Raw genomic sequence first — 24,003 nt, 5'->3', positions numbered from 1 at the left:
AACGAAGAAGGGCGCGGATTATAACCGCGCCCTTCGCGTTCCTTCGCTGGCGCCCGCGGCGCGATCTAACGGCGGCCGAGCCACCACGCCATCACGATGCCGGCGAGCAGCCAGCCGATGCCCTGATCGACCAGGCTGGCCAACACGAAATCGGGTGGGAAGCGATACCAGGTCCACTGCGGCAGCAGGTTCGCCAGCCAGCCGAACACACCGAGCGCGGTGGCGCCGACGACTCTTCCGCCGAAGCCCCACAAGGTCGCCGCGAGCAGCCAGGCGGCGAGCAAGGCGGCGAAGAAGTTGGTCGCGAACTGGGTGCCGAGTTCGCGGCCCATGCTGCCGGCGTCCTGCAGCGGCGGCGCCACCACCACGAACGTAAACGGATTCGCCTTGGCTTTTTCGGCCCAGGCCTTCATCGCCGCTTCGTCGCTCATTTTGGCGCCGTCGATGTGCGGCAGGTGGTAGATGCCGGGCGGGCCGAGTGCGCTGTTGACGACCGATAGCACGGCGTCTTCGTTTTGCGGCGCGCGGAAACCCATCTCGCCGGTCGGCAGCAGCATGTGCGAAGCGAATTGCCAGAAGAACAGCACGACGGCGGCGAGCAACGCCGCGACGACGATGCGCATGAAGCACCTCCCTTCCCCAAGTCAAGGTCGCCGCACGCTACGCCCGCGGCGTGCCTGCCGCACGCCGCAGAGCAGCAAGGTCGGGAGGCGCGCCCGCGAGTCCGATCAGGCGCCGGCGAAAGCCGGCTGCTGCGGCCGCGCGCCGCGCACGAGCAAGGCCAGCGCCGCGGCGATCAGGCCGGTGCCGCCGGCAATGATGAAGGCGTAGAAGTAGTCGCCCTGCACCGTGCGCATCGCACCGGCGAAAAACGCGGCCGCGGCGGCGCCGAGCTGATGGCCGGCGACGATCCAGCCGAACACGATCGGCGCCTCGCGCTCGCCGAACGACTCGTTCGCCAGGCGCAGGGTCGGCGGCACGGTGGCGATCCAATCGAGGCCGTAGAACACGGTGAACACGCCGAGGCTGTAGAACGAGAAATCCGAGAACGGCAGGAACATCAGCGACAGACCGCGCAAGCCGTAGTACATGAACAGCAGTTTGCGCGGGTCGTAGCGGTCGGTCAGCCAGCCGGACAAGGTGGTGCCGATCAGATCGAACGCGCCCATCGCCGCGAGCAAGCCGGCCGCCTGCACCTCGGCCAGACCGCGATCGCTGCACAACGCGATGAAGTGCGTGCCGATCAATCCGTTGGTGGTGAAGCCGCAGATGAAGAAGGTGCCGATCAGGAACCAGAAGTCGCGCTTCTGCGTCGCGCGCCCGAGCGCACCGAACGCGGCTTGCAACGGTCCCTGCGTCGGCGCCGCGGCCGGCGGCGTGTCGGCGGTGGCGCCGTAGGGGCGCAGGCCGACGTCGGCCGGACGTTCCGGAAACAGCCACAAGACCAGCGGAATCAGCGCGGCGCAGGCGGCGGCGACCGCCCATACCACAGGCTGCCAGCCGCCCGACTGCGCCAGCGCGGCCAGGATCGGCATGAAGATCAGGGTGCCGGTGGCGGTGCTCGCGGTCAGAAGGCCCATCATCAAGCCGCGATTGGTCACGAACCAGCGGTTCACCACCGCAGCGCCGAGCACCACCGCGACGCAACCGGCGCCGACGCCCGACAGCACGCCCCAGGTCAGCATCAGGTGCAGCGGCCGCGTCATCAGCGAACTGGCCGCGGTCGACGCCGCCATCAGGATCAGCGCCGTGATCAACACGCGGCGGATGCCGAAGCGCTGCATCAAGGCCGCCGCGAACGGACCGGCCAGGCCGTACAGGAAAATGCCGATCGCCGCCGACAGCGAGATCACGTCGCGGCTCCAGCCGAACGAGCGCTCCAGCGGCACGATCAGCACGCCCGGCGCCGAGCGCAATCCGGCCGCAACCAGCAGCGCGAGGAACACCACGCCGGCGGCGACGTAGGCGTAGTTCTGGCCCAGCTTTCTCGCAAGAGCTATCATGTTACGTACCGGTACGTTCGATCCGCGAATGTTACTGACCGGTACGTATCAAGGTCAAGCGGGTCGTAGCACCTGCCGCGGCGGTGCATGCAAGCGCCTCTGCGGATGACCCCGACATCGGAAACACATCGTGAGTACGAGCAAGAAAGCCGTCAAACCCGCCCCTGCCACTCCGCCCCGCGCGATCGACCGCATCCGCGCAGTCGCCGACGACATGTTCTATCGCGAGGGCATCCGCGCGATCGGCGTCGACGAGATCGTCAGCCGCGCCGGCGTGACCAAGCCGAGCCTGTATCGCAGCTACGCCTCCAAGGACGAACTCGCCGCCGCCTACCTGCGCGACTACGAAGCGCATTTCTGGCAGCGCTTCGACGCCGCCGCCGGCGGCAGCGACGACGATCCGCGCGCGCATCTTCTGGCCTACTTCAATGGCCTCGCGCAGCGCGCGAGCAAGAACGGCTATCGCGGTTGTGGGCTGACCAATGCCGCGGTCGAGTATCCGCAGCCCGAGCATCCCGCGCGCAAAGTCGCCGAGGCGAACAAGCGTGCGCTGCGCACGCGCCTGGTCGCGATGGCGAAAAAGATGGGTGCGGTCGACGCGCAGGCGCTCGGCGACGGTCTGTTGTTGCTGCTCGAAGGCGCCTACGCCAGCGGCCAGCTGTTCGGCAAGGGCGGCCCGGCGAAATCGCTGGTCGCGAACGCAGAGCGCCTGATCGAGGCCAGCCTGCCGCGCTGAACGCGTTCGATGCGCGCGCCGCTCAAGGCGCCGGCGCGGCCTCGACCAGGATGCTCGCGATCTCGTCGAGTTCCGCGCTCATGCGCGCCGAGTCGGCGCTGCGCACGTAGTTGTTGAGAATCACCGCGAAGGCGAGGCGCCGGCCGTTCGCGCTGACCGCGTATCCGGCGAGCGAGGCGACCTGCGCCATCGCGCCGGTCTTGGCGAACACCTTGCCGCGCGCCGGCAAATCGCGCAGCCGGCCGGTGAGAGTGCCGTCGACGCCGGCCTCGGGCAGCGCGCTGCGGAACGCGCGCTTGGCCGGATCGTCGGCGTGCGCCAGCAGCAGTTTCACGAACGCCGCCGCCGAGGTCAGGTTGCGGCGCGACAGTCCGGCGCCGTCGTCGAGGCTGACCGCTTCCGGCGCGATACCGAGCCGATCCAGATAGCGCCGCATCGCGATCTTGGCGAACTGCTCGGTCGAGCGGAATCCGGCATCGACGTTGCCCGCCGCCGATCGCTGCGCCTCCGCCGCGCCGACCATCAGGAGCAAGTTCTGCAGATACAAGTTCTGCGACAGCTTGAAGCCGCGCCGCAGGATGTCGCCGAGCGGCGGCGACACGACGTGGCCGATGGTCCACAGCTTGTCCGGCTCGCGCAGGTCGAGGTGCTGCGGCCAGGAAAAGCTGCGTATCTTGCCGCCGACCTCGACGCCGTAGTCGCCCAAGGCGCGGCGCAAGGCGTAGCCGGCCATCAGCGGCGGATCGGGCAGCGACAGGCGGTAGTCCGACTCCGCCGCGCGCGTGGACACGCGGCCGAACGCGCTGACGCGGCGCTCGCCGGGCCGGCGCACCAGATTGATGTCGGTCTTGCCCGGCGGCGCGACCGTGCGCAGTTCGTTGTCGAGTTCGAACGCTTCGCTCATCCAGCTCGGCTCGAAGCGCAGCAGTGCCGGGCTGTCGGCCACGACACCCGGCTTCACGTACAGGCGCGCGAGGTTTTCGCCGACCGCCAACGCCGAGGCCGGCACGCCGAACCAGCTTTGCAGGTCTGCCGCTTCCCAGCCGCCGCCATAGGACGGTGCGGCGAAATAGGTCGAATCGGCGATGAGGTCGCCGTCGATCTTGCGCACGCCGGCTTTGCGCACGGCGTCGGCGAGGCGTTCGGCCCAATCCGCATTCGCTTCGGTGCCGAGCGTCGGGTCGCCGTGGCCTTGCAGGATCAGATCGCCGTGCAAGCTGCCGTCGCGCGCCGGCCGCGCGGTCGCCAGTAAGCGCGTCGAAACGCGGTAGTCGGCACCGAAGGTCTCCAGCGCCAAAGCGCCGGTGTAGAGCTTGGCGGTCGAGGCCGGCACCAGCAGGCGGTTCGCGTCGCGCTCGTACAGGGTCTGGCCGCCGTCGATCGCGACGATCTGGATGCTCCAGCTGGCGCCGGCGAAGCGCGGCGCATCGATGTGCGCGTCGATGCGTTGCGCCAAGGCCGAGGGTGCCGGTGCGGCTTGCGCGGTGAATGCAAGCAGCGCGAACGGAACCGCCAACAAGCGTCGTTTCCTCATCCTTGGATATCCTCGACTTCGGCTCGCGCGGGCCGCGCCGCCGACGCTAGCGTTCTACCACGACCGCACCCGCGGCCGCCGCGAAACCGCGCTGAGCCATATCGATCGAATGCGGATCACTCCTCGTGCCGCCCGTTGCGCGCGTTGCTGCGCTGGCGGCGCAGCTCGAGCAGCTTGTCGCGGAACTTGCCCTCCAAACCGCGCTCGGTCGGCGTGTAGAAACTCGTATCGGTCAACGCATCGGGCAGGCACTGCTGGTCGAGCGCGATGCCGCCTTCGGCCTCGTGATCGTATTGATAGCCCTTGCCGTAGCCGAGGCCTTTCATCAGCTTGGTCGGCGCGTTGCGCAGATGCATCGGCACGTCCAGGGTGCCGGTTTCGCGCACCACGCTCTTGACCTGATTGAAGGCCATGTAGGCGGCGTTGCTCTTGGGCGCTATGGCGAGATAGATCGCCAGCTCCGCCAGGCCGAGTTCACCCTCGGGACTGCCGAGACGGTCGTAGGTGTCCCAGGCGTCGAGCGCCATCCGCCACGCGCGCGGATCGGCCAGGCCGATGTCCTCCACCGCCATGCGCGCCATGCGCCGCGCCAGATAGGGCGGATCGCAGCCGCCGTCGAGCATGCGCGTGAGCCAGTACAGCGCGGCGTCCGGATCGGACGAGCGCACCGACTTGTGCAGCGCCGAGATCTGGTCGTAGAACTGCTCGCCGCCCTTGTCGAAGCGGCGCGTGCGGTCGGCCAGTACTTGCGCCAGCGTCGCTTCGTCGACGACGCCGTCGCGCGCCAGCTCGGCCGCGATTTCGAGGAAGGTCAGCGCGCGCCGCACGTCACCGTCGGCGGCCTGCGCCATCGTCGCCAAGGCGCTGTCGTCGATGCGGATGTCCATCGTACCGAGACCGTGTTCGCGATCGCTCAAGGCGCGCTTCAAGGCCGCCGCGATCGCCTCCGCCGGCACCGCTTCGAGCACGTGCACGCGGCAGCGCGAAAGCAGCGCCGAGTTCAATTCGAACGACGGGTTCTCGGTGGTGGCGCCGACGAACACGATCACGCCGCGTTCGATGTGCGGCAGGAACGCGTCCTGCTGCAGCTTGTTGAAGCGATGCACTTCGTCGACGAACAGGAGGGTGCGGATGCCTTGCGCGTAGCGCACTTCGGCTTCGGCCAGCGCGGCGCGCACTTCCGGCAAGCCCGACAATACCGCCGAGATCGCGCGGAACTCGGCGTCGGCGTAGCGCGCGAGCAGCAGCGCCAGCGTGGTCTTGCCGCAGCCGGGCGGGCCCCACAGGATCATCGAATGCACGTGGCCGGCCTCGATCGCGCGGCGCAACGGCGTATCGGGTCCGAGCAGGCGCGTCTGCCCGACGATCTGATCGAGCGAACGCGGCCGCATGCGCTCGGCCAGCGGCTTCAAGTCTTCGGGCTCGGTGAACAATCCGGTTTCGCGTGACGGAGATTTGCGGCGTGGCATCGTGCGATCGGTGGCGTGGCGGCTGGAACGGCGCCGCCGCCCGCCTCTTCTGCGTGCGGCGCGGCGCCGGCAAGACCGATTGTGCCTCACGCGCGTCCCGTTCTACTCCATGCGTCCCCGCGCAGGCCTCTCCGGAGCGACGCTGCGACGCCGCGCAGCCTGGCACGCAGCGCGACTTTTCATACGCACAATTGACGTTCCGTTGATCGTCCGGCCGATACAGTGCCGGCGTTGTTGCGAGTTGCTTGGATCGTCTGCGTCCCCCTTTGGCCGCAGCGGGCGCCGCTTTCCCTTCGCCGCGCCGCAAGAATCCAACGCCGATGCGGCCTCGACAGCGACGGAGGCGCCGTGCCGATGCGCGGCGAAAGGGGAATCTCGAAGTGCGCCCCGCTCGCGATCGGCTTCGGCACGCCGCCGTTGCCGCTTGCGCATTTCATTCCGGCAGCGACGCGCAGGGGCAGCGCTGCCACTCATTTCGATCCTTTCAGGGGAGAAAGACATGACGTCGAAGCGAATTCCGATCCTGCTTTGCCTGCTGCTCGGCGGCGGCCATCTCGCCACCGCGCACGCGGGCGCCGCGAACGCGTTCCTGCGCCAAGGCGAGACGCTGTCCATGAAGGACCTGCGCGGCGCCACGCCGTTCCAGGACAACAACGGCCAGGTACCGCCGCGCGGCGTGTACAACGGGCCCTTGTTCAAACTCAATCACGCCTGGCCGACCGCGCCGCTGCCGCCGCTGCAAAACGCACCGTGGCAGCAAGCGATCAACAACGGACCGATCACGGTGAGCAATGCGCCGGCCTATGCGGCGGCACTGAAGAAGGCGGTCGCGCAGAACGCGCGCCAGCTGATCATGAACTACGACCAGTGGGACGCGGCCAAGGCCGGTTGGTACAACGAGCCGTGGCTGGGCAGCCTGCGCGAATCGATCCGCGGCACCTACTCGGCCGGCTCGTTCGGCCCCTCGGTGTTTCCCGGCACCGGCTTGCGCACGACCTTCGACACGCACGTGCTGACCTACTACGACCAGCGCTCGGCGTATTCGCTCTACCACGTCTGGGGCGATTCGGCGATGAAGCCGACGATCGAGACCGCCAACATGCAGTTCGCCGAAGGTTCGATCATCGTCAAGGCGGCGGTGTTCGCTTCCACCGATCCGACCAAGAAGCTGGACTGGTGGGATGCGATGAACGGCGCGCAGGTGTGGAACATGTACTTGCCGGTCGGTTCGAACAGCCGGCCGCAGGTGTGGCCCGGTTACGTGGCGCAGTTCGACATCATCGTCAAGGACACGCAGTCCTCGCCGATCACCGGCTGGGTCTTCATGACCTTGGTCTACGACAGCAGCGTGCAGGGGGACGTGTGGGACAAGATGGTGCCGCTCGGCGCGCAGTGGGGCAACGACCCGCAAGCGACGCAGGCGGGCATGCCGCTGAAAGAGAACTGGAACAATCCGGCCGCGCCGCTCTACTCGACGCAGACGCTGGGCTGGGGCGACCGCCTGACCGGTCCCAACGACGGCGGCCGCAACGACATCGCCGTCAACGGCACGGTCATGCGCAACGCGCCCGACTCGAGCTGCATGAGCTGCCACAGCACGGCGCAGTGGAACGTGGCGCAGCACAAGATGGATTCGTTCCTGCTGCCCTCCTTCCCCTCCGACAAGCCGCCCGGCTTTCAGTTGTGCGGCAACGACGGCAAGCCCAGCCCGACCGGCAGCCTGATCTGCTCGCCCGCGCCCGGTTCGAAGGAATGGATGAAGTGGTTCCAGAATCGACCCGGCACCCAGCCGATGGACGCCGGCTCGGTCGCGACCGACTTCGACGAAGTGTTCTCGTTCAAATCGCTCAAGCTGTGGTGGGCGGCGGTCGGCCCGGCCGATCAGAAGCTGCCGCTGCTCTTGCGCAGCCCGAATCAGGCACTGCGCTTCAATCAATACACCGGCGCGCCGTTGCCGCAATCTGCGGGCAAGTGAGCGCGCGCTGAGAGTTGGGGTTGGATGAAGGCTTGGCGAGGGGCTGCCGCCCCTCGCTTTTTTTTGCGATCGACCTGCGACTCGCGCAGCGGCGATCCAACTTTCTACTTGTCCACTAAGATGCACCCTTGGAATCGTTCGCTCGCGGCGCGCATGTTCCTCCGCGTGCCGTCGATCGCGAATGACACTGCGCAGCGACAGGGTGATATTCCGATGACGTGGCATTTCCTTCGACTCTCGCCGACGGCGGCGGCGCTCGCCCTCGCGACTATGGCGACCGCGCCTGCCGCGACGGCGCGCGAGGTGTGCGTGTCCAATGCAGACGAGCTGCGCCAAGCGCTGGCCGAGGTGTCCGACGGCGGCCTCTACGTCGACGAAGCGACCACCATTCGCATGACCGCAGGCACCTACCTGACCGAAGGCGAGGCATTCCGCAGCGAAGCGCTCAGCACCGGCGCCAGGCTCAATCTCTACGGCGGATACGCCACCGGCTGCGTGCAGCGCACGCCCTCGCCGACCAGCACCGTGCTCGATGCGCAGGGCCGCAGCGGAGTGCTGCAGATCACCCGCCCGAGCGCGCTCGTCGACTTGCAACGCATGCGAGTCCAGAACGGCAACGCCGAGGTCGGCGCCGGAATCCGCGTGAACTACGGCGTGACCGCCGCGGCGAGCGTCGGCTTCAACTGGATCGCGGTGGTGAACAATCACGCCAGTGGAGACGGCGGCGGCCTGTACGTGGCCGGCGCGGCCCCGGCCGGCTACGGTCCGATCCAGATCAATTCGGCCCTGATCGCCGGCAACAGCGCCGGCGGTGAAGGCGGCGGCGCCTACCTGCACACCAGCGGCGATGGCAGCCAGAGCCGTCTGGGCTTCGTCACCGTCGCCGCCAACAGCGCCGGCAGCGGCAGTACCGGCGGCATCTATGCGAGCGGCGATCAAGGCGAGTACTTCTATCGCGGCATCGTCGCCTGGGGCAACGCGCCGGCCAGTCTCTACTTCGGCCGGCCGGCCACCATCGACTGGTCCGACGTGGAGTCCTTCGCCGTTTCGAGCCTCACGCCGGCTTCAGATCACCTGATCAGCCTCGACCCGCATTTCACCGATGCGGCAGGCGGCGACTACCGCCTCGGCTCGGGCACGCCGCTGATCCGATACTGTCCCGTCACGGCATTCATTCCGACCGATCTGGAGAACCGCTACTACCCCGCGTTCGGATCGACCGTCCGCTTCGGCAACGAAATCGGCGCCTATCTGGACACGGTGTTCTTCGACGACAACGATCCCTGAAACGCGGCGGCGATACCGGCGTCGGATTCCGAATGCTTGCGAAGCGCTGCGAACCTTTCGCCAAGCGCGCGCAGGCGGATATCGATCAACCGCTTCCTTCGCACCTCACCCAATCAACGCGCCGCCGTGGCATTCGCCGGAATCGGCACCCGCTCCGGCGGCGCCAGCACCAGGCGAACCTGTGCCGCGTTCTCGCGCCGGCAGGCACGGCGCGCTTCGACCAAGAGACGCGCACGGGTGGCGTAGACCTGGCCGAAGTTGTGCTGGCCCACCATCTCGCCGACGGCACGTTGGCTCGGTAAGGTGAAGTCGACGCAATCGATGACGACTTCGCGGGCGACGCTGCGCGGCTCGCCCGCCATGCAGGTGAGCGGAACGGCGGCGACGGCGAGAAGCAGAATCCGGCGCGCGATGTCGATACGGGTGTTCATGGCGGCTTCCTCGAAGGAGAAACCGGGGCACTCCCGGCGTCAGCAGCTTCCGACGTCTGCGCTGGCCGGTCTCGATGGTACGCGCAGGGCCGGCTGAGGCTTCATCGCAAAAGCTTAGGGAATGCTTAGGATTGGTGGCGTGGGCTTTGCGCGTATGCTTTAAACCGATCGCGCTCCGATGCCGCCCGCATGCCCCTGACCGAACCGAAGACGCTCGCCTTCGAGAATGTGGTGATCGACTTCGCCGGTCGTCGTCTGTGGCGCGGCGGCGTGGAGCAAACGCTGGAGCCCAAGGCGTTCGGCGTGCTGGCGCTGCTGGCCGCCTCGCCCGGCCGGGTCTTCACGCGCGAGGAAATACTCGACGCCGTCTGGAGCCACCGCCACGTTACCCCGAGCGTGCTCAATCGCGTGGCGACGCTGCTGCGCCACGCGCTGGGCGAGGATGCGCAGCACCCGCGCCTGCTGCACACGGTGCACGGCACGGGCTACCGCTTCGACCTTCCGCCGCCTGTATCGCCGCCGCGAACGGACGCGCCGACGGCAGCAGATTCCGGCGCCGCGCCCGGCATCGTCTCCGACACGGTTCCCAAGCGCCGCGCCAGCGATCACGCGCCGCCACGCCGGCGCGCGCGAGCCTGGTTCTGGTTCGTGCCGGCAGTGCCGCTGCTGTTCGCCATCGGCTGGTACGCGTGGCCCGTCACGCAGCCGGCACCGGCGCCGCCGAGCGCCGTTCAGAGCATTCCGACGCTGATGGTCACGCCGCTCAAACCGATCGGCGACACCGCCGCCACGCGCACGATCGCCGACGGGCTCAGCGAAGAACTCATCGGCAGCCTGGCGCGAATCGACGGTCTGCGCGTGATCGCGGGCGAATCGACTCGGCTCGCCGCGAGCCAATCCACCGCACCCGCGCAGTGGGTCGAACGGCTCGGTATCTCGCATCTGCTCGAGGGCAGCCTGCAGCAAGCCGGGCAATCCTTGCGCATACGGCTGCGCCTGGTCGACGCGCGCAGCAGCCGCACGCTGTGGGCGAAGGATTTCGATCGCGACGCCACCGAAGTGCTGCTCTTGCAGCGCGAGATCGCCAGCACCGTGGCCACCTCGCTGACCTTGACGCTCGGCGTCGCGGCGAACGCGGTGACGAAAAGCGGCGACGCCGAATTCCTGCGCCGCTATCTCGCCGCGCAAGCGTTGCTGCGCCAGCGCGACGGCGGCGTCGAGCAGACGGCGGAGCCGGCCGAGAACGAGTTTCGCGCGCTGATTCGCGAGCGCCCCGACGATGCGCGCTCGCATGCGGGGCTCGCACTCGCGCTCGGCGCACGTGCGTTTCGGCGGCCGCTGCTGGCGGCGGCCTTGCGCGCCGAATCGATGCAGGAAGCCGACATCGCGCAACGACTCGACCCGAGCCTGCCCGAACCCTGGTTCGTGCAAGGCACCGCCGCCTGCCGCGAGAACCAATGGGAATCCTGCCAGACGAAGTTGGAAAAGGCGGTGCAGCTGGCGCCGGACTTCTACAGCGCGCGTTACTGGGCAGCGATAAACCTGGCGCAGCTGGGATATCTCGACCGTGCGGTGGCGATGGCGCACGAAGACGTGCTGCGCGATCCGATCAACCCGGCCAAGCGCTTCACCCTGGCGCGCCTTCTCGATACGCAAGGTCGTCACGAAGAAGCGCGCGAGCAGTACCGGCACACCGATGTGCTGGCCATGTACGGACGCTGGTTCAACGCCGTCTGGCGGCGCGACTACACGGAAGCGGCGCGCGTCGTGGAACAGGAAATGGGCAGCACGGAAGTGCTCGACACCTATGCGCCGAGATTGAAGGCGTCCTACGACGCCTTCACTCGCGCCCTGGTCGACCCCGCGCATTGGCCGCAGGCGGAGGCGGAGATGCACCGGTTCGAAACCGACACCGGCTTGTTCAATTTCAGCAGCGTCTTGCTGCCCGACGCGCCGGCCCGTGCGGCCGAACTGATCGGCAAGCTCGACACCTTGAGAAAGCGCTCGTACTCGACTTGGGACCTGTTGCTGTGGAGTCGCGATCTGGTTTACTTGCGCCGCGATCCGGCATTCGGCGACTACTTGCGCGACAACGGCATCGTCGCCTACTGGAGCAAGCACGGATTCCCGCCGCAATGTCGTGCGCACAATGACGCGGCGGTTTGCGACTAGACGCAGACGGCGCCCGTCGCAACAATTTGCGGCTGTTTTCCCTCTCCCGCTTATGGGAGAGGTGATGTCCGAACACGTGGCTCTACCCGCAACGACGCGCACCTCTCGAACGGAGAATTCATCGCATGAAAACTTTCGCCCACTTCGCCGCAGCCGCCGGCCTGCTGCTATCCGCCGTCAACGCGACAGCGGCGCCGACCTATCTCTCCTGCGAGTTCGCGCAAGCTTCGGGCAAAGCCCAGGTGTTTCATTTCTCGCTGGACGAACCCTCGGAAACTTTGGGTGTGTATGCCCCGAGCACCGGCAGTCAGAGAAAGGTGAAGGCGGTCTTCGCCGGCGACAAAGTCAGCGCGAACGAGGGTTCGGTCGCGTGGGAAATCGATCGTTCCAAGCCGTCGATCGTCCGCGACAAGCGCATGGTCGGAGAAAAAGATCGCGCCACCTGCAAGGCGATCTCCGCAAAGGAAGCCGGCTTCGACGAATGACCGCTTGCGCGCGCGTACGCCCGAGGGTTCGGCCGGCGCTCGTCGGCGAACCTCGCGCGCTGCGCGCAGAAATGGTGGGCCTGCTCGGATTCGAACCGAGGATCGGGATGCGGCAAGCGCCCCGATTCACCTGTTGTCGCTCCAGGCCCGTGAGGGAGTGTCTCGTCGACCGGCGCGCCTCAATCGCGATCGACGAGTTTGCGGCCGCTCAGCATCGAGCCGACCAGGTTGCGCTTTTCCAGCCAGCTGCTGACGGCGACGCCGGCGAGATGCAGCAGCACGGCGATCTGCAATGCGACCGACAATCCCGCGTGCAGGTCGACCGGCCAGTCCTCGCCCCAGAAACGGTCCCAGCGGCTGATCCAGCCGGTCGTCGCCAACGCCGCTATCAAGGACCACAGCAGCAGCGCCATCGCCGCACCCAGGGGATTGTGTCCGGCGCTGCGCGGCGGACGACCCGCCCACATCGCACGCGCGTGGGCGAGACAGGCGGCCGGCGTCGGCACGTGCCAACCGGCCGGACGCCCGCGCTGGAACCAGCCGTATACGCCGCGCGCCGCGACCAGCGCGGCGGCGGCGTAACCGGCGTATCGATGCGTCTTGCCGCCGGCATCGTTGAACAGATTGAACAGCACCAAGGCGGCGACGCCCCAATGCGTGACCCGCACCGGCCAAGCCCAAACCCGTTCGACGCGCGTGGCCGATGCCGGACGCATGCTCAGCCCTCGATCTCCGACTTCACCACTTCGAGCGTCTTGGTGTCGAAGTAGATCTCGGCCTTCTTGCCGCTCTTGTCGAAGCCGTAGATTTCGTAGCAGTTACCCGACACCTTGAACTTGTTGATCTTGTAGCCGTCTGCTTCGAACTTCGCCCTGGCCTCCGGCTCGCTCTTCCATTCTTCTTTGGGATGCGCGGTGCAATCCGCGTCGGCCAGCGCGAGCGTCGGCGCGAACATCGTCAGCAGGGCGATTGCGGTCTTCTTCATGACGAACTCCTTCGGTGGATGCACGGCTGCGGCCGCGCGGCAAAAAGCATCGATGCGATCGTGCGATCGTGTGTCGACTTGACGGCGAAAACGTAGGCCATCAGACATGGCTGCGCTCCGCTTCGCAGGCGGCGAGTTCGACCTGGATCGTCGCGTGCTCGATGCCGAACAATTCGTCGAGATCCCGCGCGAGCGCGCGGCGTACCGCTTCGGCGTCGGCATCGGCGCGCTTGAGCACCACGTGCGCCGTCAGCACCGGCTGGCGCGAAGCCAGCGCCCATGCGTGCAGATCGTGCACTTCGGCGATGTCGCCGCGGGCGAGGATCGTGCGCCGCACGACGTCGAGATCCAGCCCCTGCGGCACGCCCTGCATCAGCACGTTGCCGGCCTCGCGCAAGAGGGTCCAGGTGCGCGGCAGCACCCACAAGCCGATCAGCGCGGCGATGATCGGATCGGCCAGGGTCCAGCCCGTCGTCATGACGATCAAGGCGGCGACGATGACGCCGACCGAACCGAGCATGTCGCTCCACACTTCCAGATACGCGCCTTTGACGTTCAAGCTCTCGCCGCTGCCGGCTTTGAGCAGACGCATCGAGATCAGATTCACCAAGAGGCCGAGCGCGGCGATGACCAGCATCGCCGTCGAGGCCACCGCCTGCGGCTCGCGAAAGCGCGCCGCCGCCTCCCACAAGATGTAGGCGGCGACGACGAACAGCAGGCCGCCGTTGATGAGTGCGCCGATCGCTTCCATGCGCGCGTAGCCGTAAGTCCTTTTCGCGTCGGCGGGGCGTTTGCCCAAGCGCACCGCCACCAACGAAATCGCCAGAGCGATCACGTCGGTCGCCATGTGGGCGGCGTCCGACAACAGCGCGAGGCTGTTGGTCAGAAGGCCGCCGGCGACTTCGGCGACTAGGAACGTCGCCGTCAGCGCCAACGCCCACCACAACGGCGCTTCGTGCTTGGCCGCGGCCGCGCCGTGATCGTGTCCTGCGCTCATTTCAGATTCTTCCGCCTTCGGCTTCGATACCGCCGCGCCGTTGTTCCTGTGCGCGCGCGGCACGCGATTCCAGCCATTCGTACAGCACCGGCAGCAGGATAAGGGTCAACAAAGTCGAGCTGATCAACCCGCCGACCACCACCGTCGCCAGCGGCCTTTGCGTCTCCGCGCCGACGCCGCTGGAGAGCAGCATCGGCAACAGGCCGAGGATCGCCACGCTCGCCGTCATCAACACCGGCCGCAGGCGCAACGCAGTCCCCTGCAGCACGGCTTCGCGCGGGCTGAGTCCGCGCTCGCGCAGCTCGTTGAGGAAGCTGACCAGCACGATGCCGTTCAACATGGCGACGCCGAACACGGCGATGAAGCCGATCGCCGAAGGCACCGACAGGTACTGCCCGCTGACGAACAGGGCGATCAGTCCGCCGATCGTCGCGAACGGCACGTTGGCGAGAATCAAGCCGGCGTACTTGATCGAATTGAACGCGGTGTAGAGCAGCACGAAGATGAAGAAGATCGTGATCGGCACGATCACGGCGAGCTTGGTCAAGGCGCGCTGCTGGTTCTCGAACGCGCCGCCCCATTCGGTCCAGTAACCGCTCGGCAGCTTCACCTCGCCGGCGATCGCCGCGTTCGCTTCGTTGACGAAACCGTCGATGTCGCGCCCGCGCACGTCCATCTGAATCACCGCGTAGCGCTGCAACTGCTCGCGCCGCACGAACGAGTAGCCTTCGGCGATGTCGACCGTGGCCACGGCGGACAACGGCAGGATCGCGCCGGCGGAGGACTTCAGCGGAATGCGGCGCAAGTCCTCGACCGAACGGCGCGTCTGTTCGTCCAGCCGCACCGCGATGTCGAAGCGGCGCACGCCGTCGAGCAGCACGCTGACCGGCTCGCCGCCGAGTCCGTTGCGCACGATCGTCAGCACGTCCTCGGCATTCATGCCGTAACGCGCCAGCGCGTCGCGATCGACCGCGATGCGGATCTGCGGCTTGCCGACGTTCGCTTCGAGCGAGAGATCGGCGACGCCGCGCACCCGGCCGAGCACGTTTTTGAGACGACTGCTGAGGCGGTCGAGCTCGGCCAGGTCGGTGCCGTACAGCTTCAGCGCCAAGGTCGCGCGCACGCCGGAGATCAATTCCTCCACGCGCATTTGGATCGGCTGGGTGTAGCCCGGCACGACATTGGGCACCTTCTGCTCCAGCGCTTCCTGCATGGCTTCCTCCAATTGCTTGAGGTTGCGCCCGCTCTTCCATTCGTCCTGCGGTTTGAGCGCGGTGTAGATTTCCATGTAGTTGACGTCGGCGGTTTCGCCCTTCTCGGCGCGGCCGATCATCGCCAAGGTGCTGTCGACTTCGGGAAACTCCTTGAACGCCTCGGCGATGACCCGGCTGGTGCGGATCGATTCGTCCAGCGAGGTCGACGGAATGCCGGTCACGCGCCACATGATCGAACCTTCTTGCAGCTGCGGCATGAACTCCTTACCGAGGAAGGGGAACAGCGCGAGACTGCCGAGTAAGGCCGCGCAGGCGATCGCGACAACTGTCTTGCGCTGCGCCAGCGCGCGTTCGAGCAGCGGCCGGTAAACGCGCTTGATCTTCGCCACCAGCCAGGTATCGCGCTCCGCCTTCGGCTTCAAGATCAGCGAGGCCAGCACCGGGATCAGGGTCAGGCTCAGAATCAGCGAGCCGGCCATCGCGAACGCGATGTTGAACGCCATCGGCTTGAACATCTTGCCTTCCAGCCCGTCCAGGCTGAACAGCGGCAGGAACACGACGATGATGATCAGGATCGCGAACGCGATCGGATTGGCGACTTCTCTCGCAGCCGCAAGCACGGCCGCCGTCTTGTCGACGTTCTCGCCGTGCTCTTTGCGCTCGGCCATGATGCGGAATGCGTTCTCGACCATCACGACCGCGCCGTCGACCATCATGCCGATGCCGATCGCGAGCCCGGCCAAGGACATCAGGTTCGCCGACAAGCCGAACTCGCCCATGCCGATGAAGGCGATCAGCATCGCCAGCGGCAAGGTGACGACCACGACCAGAGCCGAACGCAGCTCGCCCAGGAACAGAAACAAGATCACCGCGATCAGGAGCGAGCCTTCGACCAGCGCGCGCGTGGCGGTACCGACCGCTTTGTTGACCAGATCGGTGCGCTCGTAGATGGGTTTCAACACCATGCCTTCGGGCAAGGCGCTGCGTACCACGTCGAGCTTGGCCTTGACCGTCTCGACCACGTTCTTCGCGTTCTCGCCGATGCGCGCCAGCGCCATGCCGAGCACGACTTCTTCGCCGTCGCGCGTGACCGCGCCGAAGCGCGGCGCCGGCGCTTCGATCACTTCGGCCACGTCGCGCAAGTACACCGGCACGCCGTCCTCGGCCTTCAGCACGATCGCGCCGATGTCGGCTGTGCTCTTCAAGAGACCGAGCCCGCGCACCAGGAATTGCTCGCGGCCGACGTCCATCACGTTGCCGCCGACCTGGCCGTTGTTGGCCGGCAGCGCTTTCACCACGTCGCCGAAGCCGAGCCCGCGCGCATAGAGCTTCTGCGGATCGATGCGTACCTGGTACTGGCGTTCGCCGCCACCCCAGGAACTGACATCATCGACACCCTTGGCCGTGCGCAGGATCAGGCGCACCGTCCATTCCTGCCAGGTGCGCAGATCCATGTCGCTGATCTGTTCGCGACTGACGCCCGGCGCGCGTTCGACGGTGTACCAGAACACCTGCCCGAGGCCCGAGCTGTTCGGGCCCATGCTCGGCTTGCCGTAGCCTTCGGGCAGGCGATCGCCGATTTCCTGCAGGCGCTCATTGACCAGCTGGCGGGCGAAATAGATGTCCATGTCGTCGTCGAAATAGACCGATACGTAGGACAAACCGAACAGACTGACCGAGCGGATTTCCTGCACCTTCGGCAAGCCGGCCAAGGCCGATTCGACCGGCGTGGTCAACAGCAGTTCGACGTCTTCGGCAGCGAGGCCGGGCGATTCGGTGTAGACGTTGACCTGCGCCGGAGTCACGTCGGGGAACGCGTCGATCGGCACGTCGCGCAGCGCACGCGCGCCGAGGAAGGCGATCACCGCAAACGCGATCAGGACCAGGAACTTGTAGCGCAGCGAGGCTTCGACGAGGCGGTTCAACATGCGTCACCTCGATTCGGTGCTGCGACGGGGACCGAGTTCGCGCTTGTGGGCGACAAGGAGAAGAAATCCCGCGACGTCGCTGCGAGGCTTCCCCTCACCCGCGCCTGCGGCGAGGCCTCTCCCGCGAGCGGGAGAGGCGAAAGAGTGCGGATTGGCGGCTCACTCCGAGCGCAGCCCGAACGGTCGCGGTCAGTGCCCATGACCTTCTCCGAGCTGCGCCTTGAGCAACTGCGCCTTCATCTCGAACGCGCCCTCGATCACGATGGTGTCGCCGGCCTTGAGTCCTTCACGGATCACGGTCGCATCGCCGATCACTTCGCCCGCGCGCACCGGCACCGGCGCGAACGCGCCTTCGCCGTCGCGGCGGAACACCACCGTCTCGCCCTCCATCTGCACCAGCGCGCTGCTCGGCACGCTGGGCGCAGGCGTTGCGGCGGCCGCGCCCTCGGCAGCGAGGAACACGTCGACGTAGTCGCCGCCGTGCAGGCGGTCTTCGCCGTTCGGCACTTCGATGCGCACGGCCGCATTGCGCGTGTCTTCGGAGGTGCGATGCGCGCTGCGCATGACCTTGCCGGCGATGCGCGTGCCGCCGGCGACGATCGTCGCCGCGCTGCCGACCGCGACGCGCTCGGCGGTACCGGCCGGCAGCTTGGCGTCGACCCATACCACCGCTTCGTCGACCAATCGATACAAGGCGCGGCCGGGCTCGATGCGCTCGCCGACGACGAAGGCGTCTTCGGTGATGCGGCCGGCGTGCGGCGCGTTCAGCGTGAACTGACCGTTCGCGCCGCCGCTGGCGGTGCCGGGCAAGCCATAGGCCTGCGCTTTCGCGCGCGCGCGATCGAGCGCGATCTTCGCCTCGGCGATGCGGCGCCCGGCGACGGCTTCGCGGCCGAGCGCGGAGACGCGCCTCCATTCCTGCTCGGCGATGCGCAGTTCGGCTTGCGCGTCGGACACCTCGACACTGGTCAGGGTGACCAGCGGCGTACCGGCCGCGACTTCGTCGCCGAGTTTCGCTTTGCGGCTCACCACCAAGGACACCACGCGCGGCGTGATCAGCGTGGTGCCGTAGGCGTTGTCGAGTACTTCGCCCGGCGCGCGCAACTGCTCGCCCGGTCGCGCCTGCACCACTTCGGCGGTGCGAATACCGGCCGCCTGCAAAGTGGCGGCGTCCATGCGCACTACCCGCGCCGTTTCGGCCTCGGCGTGTTCGCCGTCTGCTTCGGCCGGCGCGGTTTGCGCTTTGGTCGCCGCGGCTTTGCCGTCGCCGCCCGATGGCGCGGTTTTGGAACAAGCGCCGAGCGCCAGCGGAATGAGGGCGCAGATCAACAGCGCCGGAAGCGAATTCATCGATGTCATCGTGTGGACTCCAGGCCGGCCCAGCGTTCGAACTGGTTGCCGGCGACGAGGTAATCGGCGTAGTTACGCCACAGGCGCGCTTCGAGTTCGGCACCGGCGAGCGCGGTGTCGAGCGTCTGCTTGGCCTGCAACAAATAATCGGAGGTGGACAGCTCGCCTTCGCGCCAGGAGCGCTCCAGCAGCTGCGCGCGGCGTTCGACCTCGGTGCCGCGGCTGCCGCTCCAGCTGCGCCAGGCCGCCAAGGTCGCGGCGTAGCTGTCGACCGCTTTTTGCTGCTCGGCGCCGAGTTCGAGGCGAACGCGCTCGGCCTCGGCCGCGGACGCATCGGCATCGGCGCGCGCAACCGCGACCTCAGCGCGATAGTCGTTGCGCAGAAACAGCGGAATGCTGACCGACACGCCGAACACATCGTCCTTCAGGCCGTTGGCGCCGTAGCGGATGCGGCCGCCGCTCAGACTCACGGTCGGGTCCGGCACGCGGTTGCGTTCGGCCACAGCGATCTCGCGCTCGGCGCTGGTGCGCGCAGCGTCGGCGATGCGCCACTCCGGCAATCGCGTCGCTGATTCGCGCTCCAGCGGCAACGGTGCCGGCGGCGCTTCCGCTGGCATCGACGAATCGGCCGGACATTCACTGCCGAGTGCGCGCAAGCGCGCCTCGGCGTCGGCGTGCTCGGCCAGCAGCAGCGACTGCGCCGCCGCGGCTTCGTCGCGTGCGAGAGCGGCGACGTCGCGGTCGAGACCGGAGATGTCGTCGGCGGCGAACTGCTTCACCGCCAGATCGGCGAAGCGCGTCATCAGCGCCACGCGCTGCTCGCCGGTGCGCACGCGGCGATCGGCCGCGCCGCAATCGACCCAAGCACCGAACCACTGCCGCGCGAAATCGCGCCGGCGCAGCGCCGCCTGCGCTTCCGACAAACTCAGCTGCGCCGCCGCCGCGCTTTCGCGCGCGCGCCGCTTGCCGCCGATATCCAGCGCGAGCGCGAGGCCGGCCGAACTGGTGCGATCGGGGCCTTCGCCGCTGCGCGTCAGCTCCGCTTGCGGGTTGTACAAAGGTTTTGCGGCCGCCTCCAAGCGCGCCTGCGCCGCGGCCAGCTGCGCCTGCACGACGCGATAACTGGGATGTTGCTGCCACGCGCTTTGCAACGCGGTGCGCACCGATTCGGGTGCGAGTTCGGACGCCGAATGCGCCGCACGCGCGGCCACGGCAAGACACAAGACGGCAGCGAGCGCCGCCGATGAACGGAACATGGAAAGCCTCCAAAAGAAACCGGAAACGAGCCGGATACGGCTCGCGCTGAATCGAACTCAGCCGGCGATCGGAGGACGCAAGAGATTGGAAGGGTGCGCTTCGGACGCCGACGGCGGTCCATGCGCGAGAACGAGGTCGGCGCGTGCGAAAGCGATCGCGGCGAGCGCGACCGAGGGCAGCGCCGGCGCGTGCACGCAGCAGTGCGCCGCGTGCAGGACGTCGTGCAACAGCGAGCCGCCTTCGCCGCGGTCGGGAGCGGGAGTCGCAGCGGCGGTATCGCCGGTGCCGGCGTCGACCGACGCCGACGCGGCGTGCGCGAGATCGTGCACGTCGCAGGCGAACACCAGGATCGGCTGCAAGGTCAGGCACGCGAGCAGCAGCGCCACCACGAAGGCGCGGCCACGACGTGTCGATGTGCGAATCCAGCCGATCATCGTGCAAGCCTAGCCGGCGAACGCAGCGCTACACAATTACGCTTGTCCGACGCGGGCGGCGGCTTCCATACTCGCCGCCGTGCTTGGCCGACCGTCCGCTCGACGCATGCCTTCTCTCGCCTACCGCCTCGCCACTCTCGCCGATGCCGCTGCGATCGCGGCGATCTATGCGCCCTACGTGCAGGACAGCGTGATCACGTTCGAGACCGAAGTGCCGGATGCGAACGAGTTCGCCGAGCGCATCGCGAAGATCGGTGCGGCCTATCCGTGGCTGCTGGCGACGATCGACGGCGATGCGGTCGGCTACGCTTATGCGAGCGAGTACCGAACCCGGCGCGCGTATCGCTGGAGCGTGGAGGTCACCGTCTATCTCGCGCCGGCGGCACAGCGGCGCGGCATCGGTCGCGGCCTCTACGCGCGCTTGTTCGCGCTGCTGCGAGCGCAGGGCTACGTCAACGCGTACGGCGTGGTGACCTTGCCGAATGCGGCCAGCGTCGGCCTGCACGAGAGGATGGGTTTCACGCCGATCGGCGTTCATCGCCACGTCGGCTACAAGCACGGCGCCTGGCACGACGTCGGCTGGTGGCAGCTCGATTTGCGCGAGCCACCGGCGCAGCCGCACGAACCGATCGCGTTCGCGCAGCTCGACCAGACCGTGCGTCAGTCCTTGATCGGATAGACGTCCGCGCCGGGCTTGAGGTCGCCGACCACGTCGACGCCTTTGGGCGGGGTGAACTTGAACGTCGCCGGCGGCAGGCTCGGGTTGCGTTTCCAGTCGCTGAAGCGGATCTCGGTGGTGTTGCCGAGCTGATCCTTGAAGCGCATGCGCTGCAGGCCATTGGCGTCGATGCCGAGTTCGGCGTATTCGAACTCCGGCTCCTTCGCCTTCGACGTCAATCGCAGCCAAGCCAAGCCTTCGCGTTCGCCGGCCTCGCCGGTCTTGAACTGGCTGTCCAGTTGCGACAGGTCGGTTAGCACGGTCAGCGGACTGTGCGCTTCCTCCGAACTCTGGCTGCGTACGGACACCTGCTGCAGATCCGGCTCGTAGATCCACACGCGCTCGCCGTCGGCGACCAGGGTCTGCTGATAAGGTTCTTTGGTTTCCCAGCGGAACTGCCGCGGCGCTTCCAACGACAGCGTGCCGCGCGACTCGTCGCCGCGCCGGCCGTTCGCGTCCGTTACCGTTTGCGCGAATTGCGCAGTGACCGAGTGCAGGCCTTTGGAGAACGCCTCCATCCGCGCGCGTGCGGAGTCGGCGGCGTGGGCGGCGAGGCCGAACGGCAGCAGCAGCGATACGAGCAGCAGACGCATGGAGCGGATTCCGAGACGAAGGCGAAGTGCGATTATCCGCGCTGCGGCTGAACGCTGCACGGTTCGGCGGGCGGGCGCTCCGCTGTGCCAGAATCCGCGCCCCGTCTTTCCCAACGCGTCTTTTGGAGTTCCCGGATGTCCGCTCTGCCCCGCTCGCTCGCCGTTTCCGCCCTCGCCCTGGCGCTGATCTCGCCCGGCGCCGGTGCCGCCGTGGTCTGCCAACTCGAGCAGAACATCGAGATTCCGCAGGATGGCGAGGGCGTGTACGTCAACTTCGTCACCGCCGTGCACGGTGATCGAGAAAGCGCCGTTCCCGGCTTCGACTTCGATCCCTACGCGGCGCAGAACAGCGAGCCGGTGAATCAGTTGAAGTTCTACTGGGGCTCGGCGAGCAACTCCGGCGCCGGCGTGGCCAGCTCCGGCGACATCTATGCCCTGCTCGTGCCCGGCGACACGATCGGCGCAGCGTCCGTGTTCACGCGCGCCGGTTTCGCCGGCGACACCTCCGTCTGGCAGGCCGGCGTGAGCGGCGGTTATCTCGGCGTGCGCTTCAAGAACGAGGCGACCAGCACCATCAACTACGGCTGGGTGCGACTGTCGACCACCGCCCCTCTCGGTTTCCCGGCGACCATCGTGGACTGGTGCTACGACGACGCCGGCGCCGACATCACGATTGCTGCCGCGCCGTCCGACTTCCTCTTCTGCGACGGCTTCGACGGACTCGCCTGCCCGGTGCCGGCGTCCGACGCAGCCGGCGACTGAGCCAGTACAGGACTCAGCGCAGCGGCGTCTCCGCCTCGACGCCGATCAGGCGATCCTGCAGAAGTCCGGCGCGCTCGAGCTGCGGATAAGCGATCGCGGCCAGGTGCGAATGCACGCGCTTGAGATCGCGCAGGATGCGCAAGTAGACATCACCGCCGTGCATGCCGGCGTGGTGCGCATGCAGTTCGCGCAAATGGCGGTCCGAGGCCTCGTTCTCGAGCCGCCACAGCGTGCTCTTCAAGCCGGCCAGCTGCTGCGCCGCGCGCAGATCGTTGCGCAGGAATACGGCCAGCGCCAAGGCCAGGCTGCGCATCACCTGCGCGTGCAGGGTGGCGAGATCCTGGATGTCGTCGGCCGAGAAATCCTGCCCGCTCTGCGCCTTCTTGGCCGCGAACTCCATCAGGTTGTTCGCGGTGATGTCGCCGATGTGTTCGAGATTCAGCACGAAGGCGAGGATCTCCTGGCTGCGCTCGCCGTCTTCCTCGTTCAACGCCTCGCCGCCGAGATCGGCCAGATAGCTGCGGATCGCCGCGCCGAGATCGTCGAGCGCGGCATCGGTGCGGCCGATCGCGGTGGCGCGGCTGCGGTCGTCCTTGCCGAACACGCCGACCAGATCCTTCAGCATGCGCTCGACCATGTCGGCCATGCGCATCGCCTCGCGCGCGGCATTCGACAGCGCCACGCCGGGCGAGTCCAGCGCCGCTTCGTCCAGATGCTGCGGCCGGCCGGGATCGTCCGGCCGCGCCGGCTCGGGCAAGAGGCGCACGAGCAAGCGCGCGAGCGCATCGAGCGGTGCAATGAAGATCAGAGCGAGCGCGAGGTTGAACGCAGTGTGGAAGTTGACCGCGGCGCGTGCCGCACCGCCGCCGAACGCGAGCAAGCCATCGGCGAGCGGATGCAGGAAAGCCAAACAGACGATGCAACCGCACAGGCGCACGAGCAAGTTGCCGAGCGGCAGCCGCCGCGCCACCGGCGTGTCCGCTTCGAGCAGCGGCGGCAAGGTACCGCCGAGGTTGGCGCCGAGCACCAAGGCGAGCGCGCTCGGCGCGTCGACCGCGCCGGCGCCGGCCAGGGACACGATCAAGAGCACGATCGCGACACTGGAATGGCAGGCCCAGGTCAACAGCGCGGCGACCAGCATCGCCAGCACCGGCTCGTCGGTCAGGCTGCGCAGCACCGCGCGCAAGGCTTCGGCGTTCTCCATCGGCTGCAAAGCCTGCACCAGAAGATGCAGAGCGAGCAGCATCAGGCCGAGCCCGATCGCGACGCGGCCGAGGTTCTGGTAGCGCACTTCGTCGCTGCGCCGATACACGGCGACGCCGATCAAGACCAAAACCGGTGCGACCGCGGCGATGTCGAACGACATCACTTGCACGATCAAGGTGGTGCCGACGTTGGCGCCGAGCATCACCGCCAATCCCGGCGCGAGGCCGAGAAAGCCGTTCGCCGCGAACGAGGCCGCCATCAGGCCGGTCGCGGTACTGCTCTGCAGCAGCGCGGTGACGCCGAGGCCGAACGCGAACGCCGAGGCGCGGTTGCCCAGATAGCGGCCGAGCCAGCGCCGTAGCGCGCTGCCGTAGCCGCGCAGCACGCCGCGCGTGACCATGTGCGTGCCCCACAGGAGCAGCGCGACGTAGCCGGCGATGTCGAACAACGCGAGCGTTCCCTTCATT

At 67.6% G+C, this 24,003-nt stretch carries 21 protein-coding genes and 1 tRNA gene; 7 read left to right on the top strand and 15 right to left on the bottom strand.

From position 1 onward, the window contains the following. Positions 1 to 65: 65 nt before the first annotated feature. Positions 66 to 623, bottom strand: a complete 558-nt coding sequence (locus AC3QL3_RS08005) for a hypothetical protein (RefSeq protein WP_492897850.1) — start codon at positions 621 to 623, stop codon at positions 66 to 68. A 105-nt stretch (positions 624 to 728) separates the two neighbouring features. Beyond that, entirely contained in the window at positions 729 to 2,003 is a 1,275-nt protein-coding gene (locus AC3QL3_RS08000) for an MFS transporter (protein ID WP_492897849.1), read from the bottom strand. A gap of 130 nt (positions 2,004 to 2,133) precedes the next feature. Here AC3QL3_RS08000 and AC3QL3_RS07995 point away from each other — a divergent pair, with 130 nt between their 5' ends. Then, on the top strand, positions 2,134 to 2,739 hold the full coding sequence (locus AC3QL3_RS07995; protein WP_492897848.1) for a TetR/AcrR family transcriptional regulator: 606 nt from the start codon (positions 2,134 to 2,136) through the stop codon (positions 2,737 to 2,739). A gap of 22 nt (positions 2,740 to 2,761) precedes the next feature. Here AC3QL3_RS07995 and dacB read toward each other — a convergent pair whose 3' ends face one another. Then, positions 2,762 to 4,273, bottom strand: a complete 1,512-nt coding sequence (gene dacB, locus AC3QL3_RS07990) for a D-alanyl-D-alanine carboxypeptidase/D-alanyl-D-alanine endopeptidase (RefSeq protein WP_492897847.1) — start codon at positions 4,271 to 4,273, stop codon at positions 2,762 to 2,764. Positions 4,274 to 4,389: 116 nt separating this feature from the next. Continuing rightward, a complete protein-coding gene (locus tag AC3QL3_RS07985) occupies positions 4,390 to 5,742 on the bottom strand; it encodes a replication-associated recombination protein A (RefSeq protein WP_492897846.1) in 1,353 nt (450 codons plus the stop codon). A gap of 499 nt (positions 5,743 to 6,241) precedes the next feature. Here AC3QL3_RS07985 and AC3QL3_RS07980 point away from each other — a divergent pair, with 499 nt between their 5' ends. Together AC3QL3_RS07980 and AC3QL3_RS07975 are read left to right on the top strand one after the other, a co-directional pair. Then, entirely contained in the window at positions 6,242 to 7,717 is a 1,476-nt protein-coding gene (locus AC3QL3_RS07980; RefSeq protein ID WP_492897845.1) for a hypothetical protein, read from the top strand. A gap of 309 nt (positions 7,718 to 8,026) precedes the next feature. After that, entirely contained in the window at positions 8,027 to 9,004 is a 978-nt protein-coding gene (locus AC3QL3_RS07975; protein WP_492897844.1) for a hypothetical protein, read from the top strand. Between the two features lie 113 nt (positions 9,005 to 9,117). On the opposite strand, the gene AC3QL3_RS07970 is transcribed toward AC3QL3_RS07975, so the two are convergent. Further along, positions 9,118 to 9,435 (bottom strand): hypothetical protein, encoded by a 318-nt coding sequence (locus AC3QL3_RS07970; RefSeq protein ID WP_492897843.1) that lies wholly within the window; start codon positions 9,433 to 9,435, stop codon positions 9,118 to 9,120. Between the two features lie 189 nt (positions 9,436 to 9,624). On the opposite strand from AC3QL3_RS07970, the gene AC3QL3_RS07965 reads away from it, so the two are divergent. Together AC3QL3_RS07965 and AC3QL3_RS07960 are read left to right on the top strand one after the other, a co-directional pair. Continuing rightward, complete coding sequence (locus AC3QL3_RS07965; protein ID WP_492897842.1) at positions 9,625 to 11,607, top strand: winged helix-turn-helix domain-containing protein; 1,983 nt, start codon at positions 9,625 to 9,627, stop codon at positions 11,605 to 11,607. Between the two features lie 125 nt (positions 11,608 to 11,732). Next, on the top strand, positions 11,733 to 12,092 hold the full coding sequence (locus tag AC3QL3_RS07960; protein ID WP_492897841.1) for a hypothetical protein: 360 nt from the start codon (positions 11,733 to 11,735) through the stop codon (positions 12,090 to 12,092). A 72-nt stretch (positions 12,093 to 12,164) separates the two neighbouring features. Here AC3QL3_RS07960 and AC3QL3_RS07955 read toward each other — a convergent pair. The 8 genes from AC3QL3_RS07955 to AC3QL3_RS07920 all read right to left on the bottom strand — a co-directional run bounded on the left by AC3QL3_RS07955 (position 12,165) and on the right by AC3QL3_RS07920 (position 20,257). Then, positions 12,165 to 12,241 (bottom strand) — tRNA-OTHER (locus AC3QL3_RS07955). 30 nt (positions 12,242 to 12,271) lie between these two features. Beyond that, positions 12,272 to 12,808, bottom strand: a complete 537-nt coding sequence (locus tag AC3QL3_RS07950; RefSeq protein ID WP_492897840.1) for a cytochrome b/b6 domain-containing protein — start codon at positions 12,806 to 12,808, stop codon at positions 12,272 to 12,274. 2 nt (positions 12,809 to 12,810) lie between these two features. Then, positions 12,811 to 13,077, bottom strand: a complete 267-nt coding sequence (locus tag AC3QL3_RS07945; protein WP_492897839.1) for a PepSY domain-containing protein — start codon at positions 13,075 to 13,077, stop codon at positions 12,811 to 12,813. Between the two features lie 100 nt (positions 13,078 to 13,177). Beyond that, a complete protein-coding gene (locus tag AC3QL3_RS07940) occupies positions 13,178 to 14,074 on the bottom strand; it encodes a cation diffusion facilitator family transporter (RefSeq protein ID WP_492897838.1) in 897 nt (298 codons plus the stop codon). A 1-nt stretch (position 14,075) separates the two neighbouring features. Continuing rightward, a complete protein-coding gene (locus AC3QL3_RS07935) occupies positions 14,076 to 17,216 on the bottom strand; it encodes an efflux RND transporter permease subunit (protein ID WP_492897837.1) in 3,141 nt (1,046 codons plus the stop codon). A 189-nt stretch (positions 17,217 to 17,405) separates the two neighbouring features. Continuing rightward, entirely contained in the window at positions 17,406 to 18,566 is a 1,161-nt protein-coding gene (locus AC3QL3_RS07930) for an efflux RND transporter periplasmic adaptor subunit (protein WP_492897836.1), read from the bottom strand. A gap of 5 nt (positions 18,567 to 18,571) precedes the next feature. Then, positions 18,572 to 19,822, bottom strand: coding sequence for a TolC family protein (locus AC3QL3_RS07925; RefSeq protein WP_492897835.1), 1,251 nt, complete (start codon positions 19,820 to 19,822; stop codon positions 18,572 to 18,574). A 57-nt stretch (positions 19,823 to 19,879) separates the two neighbouring features. After that, entirely contained in the window at positions 19,880 to 20,257 is a 378-nt protein-coding gene (locus AC3QL3_RS07920) for a hypothetical protein (RefSeq protein ID WP_492897834.1), read from the bottom strand. A gap of 106 nt (positions 20,258 to 20,363) precedes the next feature. On the opposite strand from AC3QL3_RS07920, the gene AC3QL3_RS07915 reads away from it, so the two are divergent. Next, positions 20,364 to 20,936, top strand: coding sequence for an arsinothricin resistance N-acetyltransferase ArsN1 family B (locus tag AC3QL3_RS07915; RefSeq protein WP_492897833.1), 573 nt, complete (start codon positions 20,364 to 20,366; stop codon positions 20,934 to 20,936). Here AC3QL3_RS07915 and lolA read toward each other — a convergent pair. Next, positions 20,918 to 21,577, bottom strand: coding sequence for an outer membrane lipoprotein periplasmic chaperone LolA (gene lolA, locus AC3QL3_RS07910; protein ID WP_492898896.1), 660 nt, complete (start codon positions 21,575 to 21,577; stop codon positions 20,918 to 20,920). The two genes, AC3QL3_RS07915 and lolA, sit on opposite strands and share 19 nt — an antisense overlap. A gap of 126 nt (positions 21,578 to 21,703) precedes the next feature. Between lolA and AC3QL3_RS07905 the strand changes: the two genes are divergently transcribed. After that, entirely contained in the window at positions 21,704 to 22,330 is a 627-nt protein-coding gene (locus AC3QL3_RS07905) for a hypothetical protein (RefSeq protein ID WP_492897832.1), read from the top strand. Positions 22,331 to 22,343: 13 nt separating this feature from the next. Here AC3QL3_RS07905 and AC3QL3_RS07900 read toward each other — a convergent pair whose 3' ends face one another. Next, positions 22,344 to 24,002: a Na/Pi cotransporter family protein gene (locus tag AC3QL3_RS07900; protein WP_492897831.1), complete on the bottom strand. Its 1,659-nt coding sequence runs from the start codon at positions 24,000 to 24,002 to the stop codon at positions 22,344 to 22,346. Position 24,003: the final 1 nt, after the last annotated feature.

The organism is Dokdonella sp. GW821-FHT11D02 (assembly GCF_058808595.1).
The sequence above is the reverse complement of the archived record's forward strand: the minus strand, read 5'-3'. Positions and strand labels throughout refer to the sequence as shown.

Coding starts and splice junctions, on each gene's coding strand:
- AC3QL3_RS08005 (WP_492897850.1), bottom strand. CDS start 623: ATGCGCATCGTCGTCGCGGCGTTGCTCGCCGCCGTCGTGCTGTTCTTC.
- AC3QL3_RS08000 (WP_492897849.1), bottom strand. CDS start 2,003: ATGATAGCTCTTGCGAGAAAGCTGGGCCAGAACTACGCCTACGTCGCC.
- dacB (WP_492897847.1), bottom strand. CDS start 4,273: ATGAGGAAACGACGCTTGTTGGCGGTTCCGTTCGCGCTGCTTGCATTC.
- AC3QL3_RS07985 (WP_492897846.1), bottom strand. CDS start 5,742: ATGCCACGCCGCAAATCTCCGTCACGCGAAACCGGATTGTTCACCGAG.
- AC3QL3_RS07980 (WP_492897845.1), top strand. CDS start 6,242: ATGACGTCGAAGCGAATTCCGATCCTGCTTTGCCTGCTGCTCGGCGGC.
- AC3QL3_RS07970 (WP_492897843.1), bottom strand. CDS start 9,435: ATGAACACCCGTATCGACATCGCGCGCCGGATTCTGCTTCTCGCCGTC.
- AC3QL3_RS07965 (WP_492897842.1), top strand. CDS start 9,625: ATGCCCCTGACCGAACCGAAGACGCTCGCCTTCGAGAATGTGGTGATC.
- AC3QL3_RS07960 (WP_492897841.1), top strand. CDS start 11,733: ATGAAAACTTTCGCCCACTTCGCCGCAGCCGCCGGCCTGCTGCTATCC.
- AC3QL3_RS07950 (WP_492897840.1), bottom strand. CDS start 12,808: ATGCGTCCGGCATCGGCCACGCGCGTCGAACGGGTTTGGGCTTGGCCG.
- AC3QL3_RS07945 (WP_492897839.1), bottom strand. CDS start 13,077: ATGAAGAAGACCGCAATCGCCCTGCTGACGATGTTCGCGCCGACGCTC.
- AC3QL3_RS07940 (WP_492897838.1), bottom strand. CDS start 14,074: ATGAGCGCAGGACACGATCACGGCGCGGCCGCGGCCAAGCACGAAGCG.
- AC3QL3_RS07935 (WP_492897837.1), bottom strand. CDS start 17,216: ATGTTGAACCGCCTCGTCGAAGCCTCGCTGCGCTACAAGTTCCTGGTC.
- AC3QL3_RS07930 (WP_492897836.1), bottom strand. CDS start 18,566: ATGAATTCGCTTCCGGCGCTGTTGATCTGCGCCCTCATTCCGCTGGCG.
- AC3QL3_RS07925 (WP_492897835.1), bottom strand. CDS start 19,822: ATGTTCCGTTCATCGGCGGCGCTCGCTGCCGTCTTGTGTCTTGCCGTG.
- AC3QL3_RS07920 (WP_492897834.1), bottom strand. CDS start 20,257: ATGATCGGCTGGATTCGCACATCGACACGTCGTGGCCGCGCCTTCGTG.
- AC3QL3_RS07915 (WP_492897833.1), top strand. CDS start 20,364: ATGCCTTCTCTCGCCTACCGCCTCGCCACTCTCGCCGATGCCGCTGCG.
- AC3QL3_RS07905 (WP_492897832.1), top strand. CDS start 21,704: ATGTCCGCTCTGCCCCGCTCGCTCGCCGTTTCCGCCCTCGCCCTGGCG.
- AC3QL3_RS07900 (WP_492897831.1), bottom strand. CDS start 24,002: ATGAAGGGAACGCTCGCGTTGTTCGACATCGCCGGCTACGTCGCGCTG.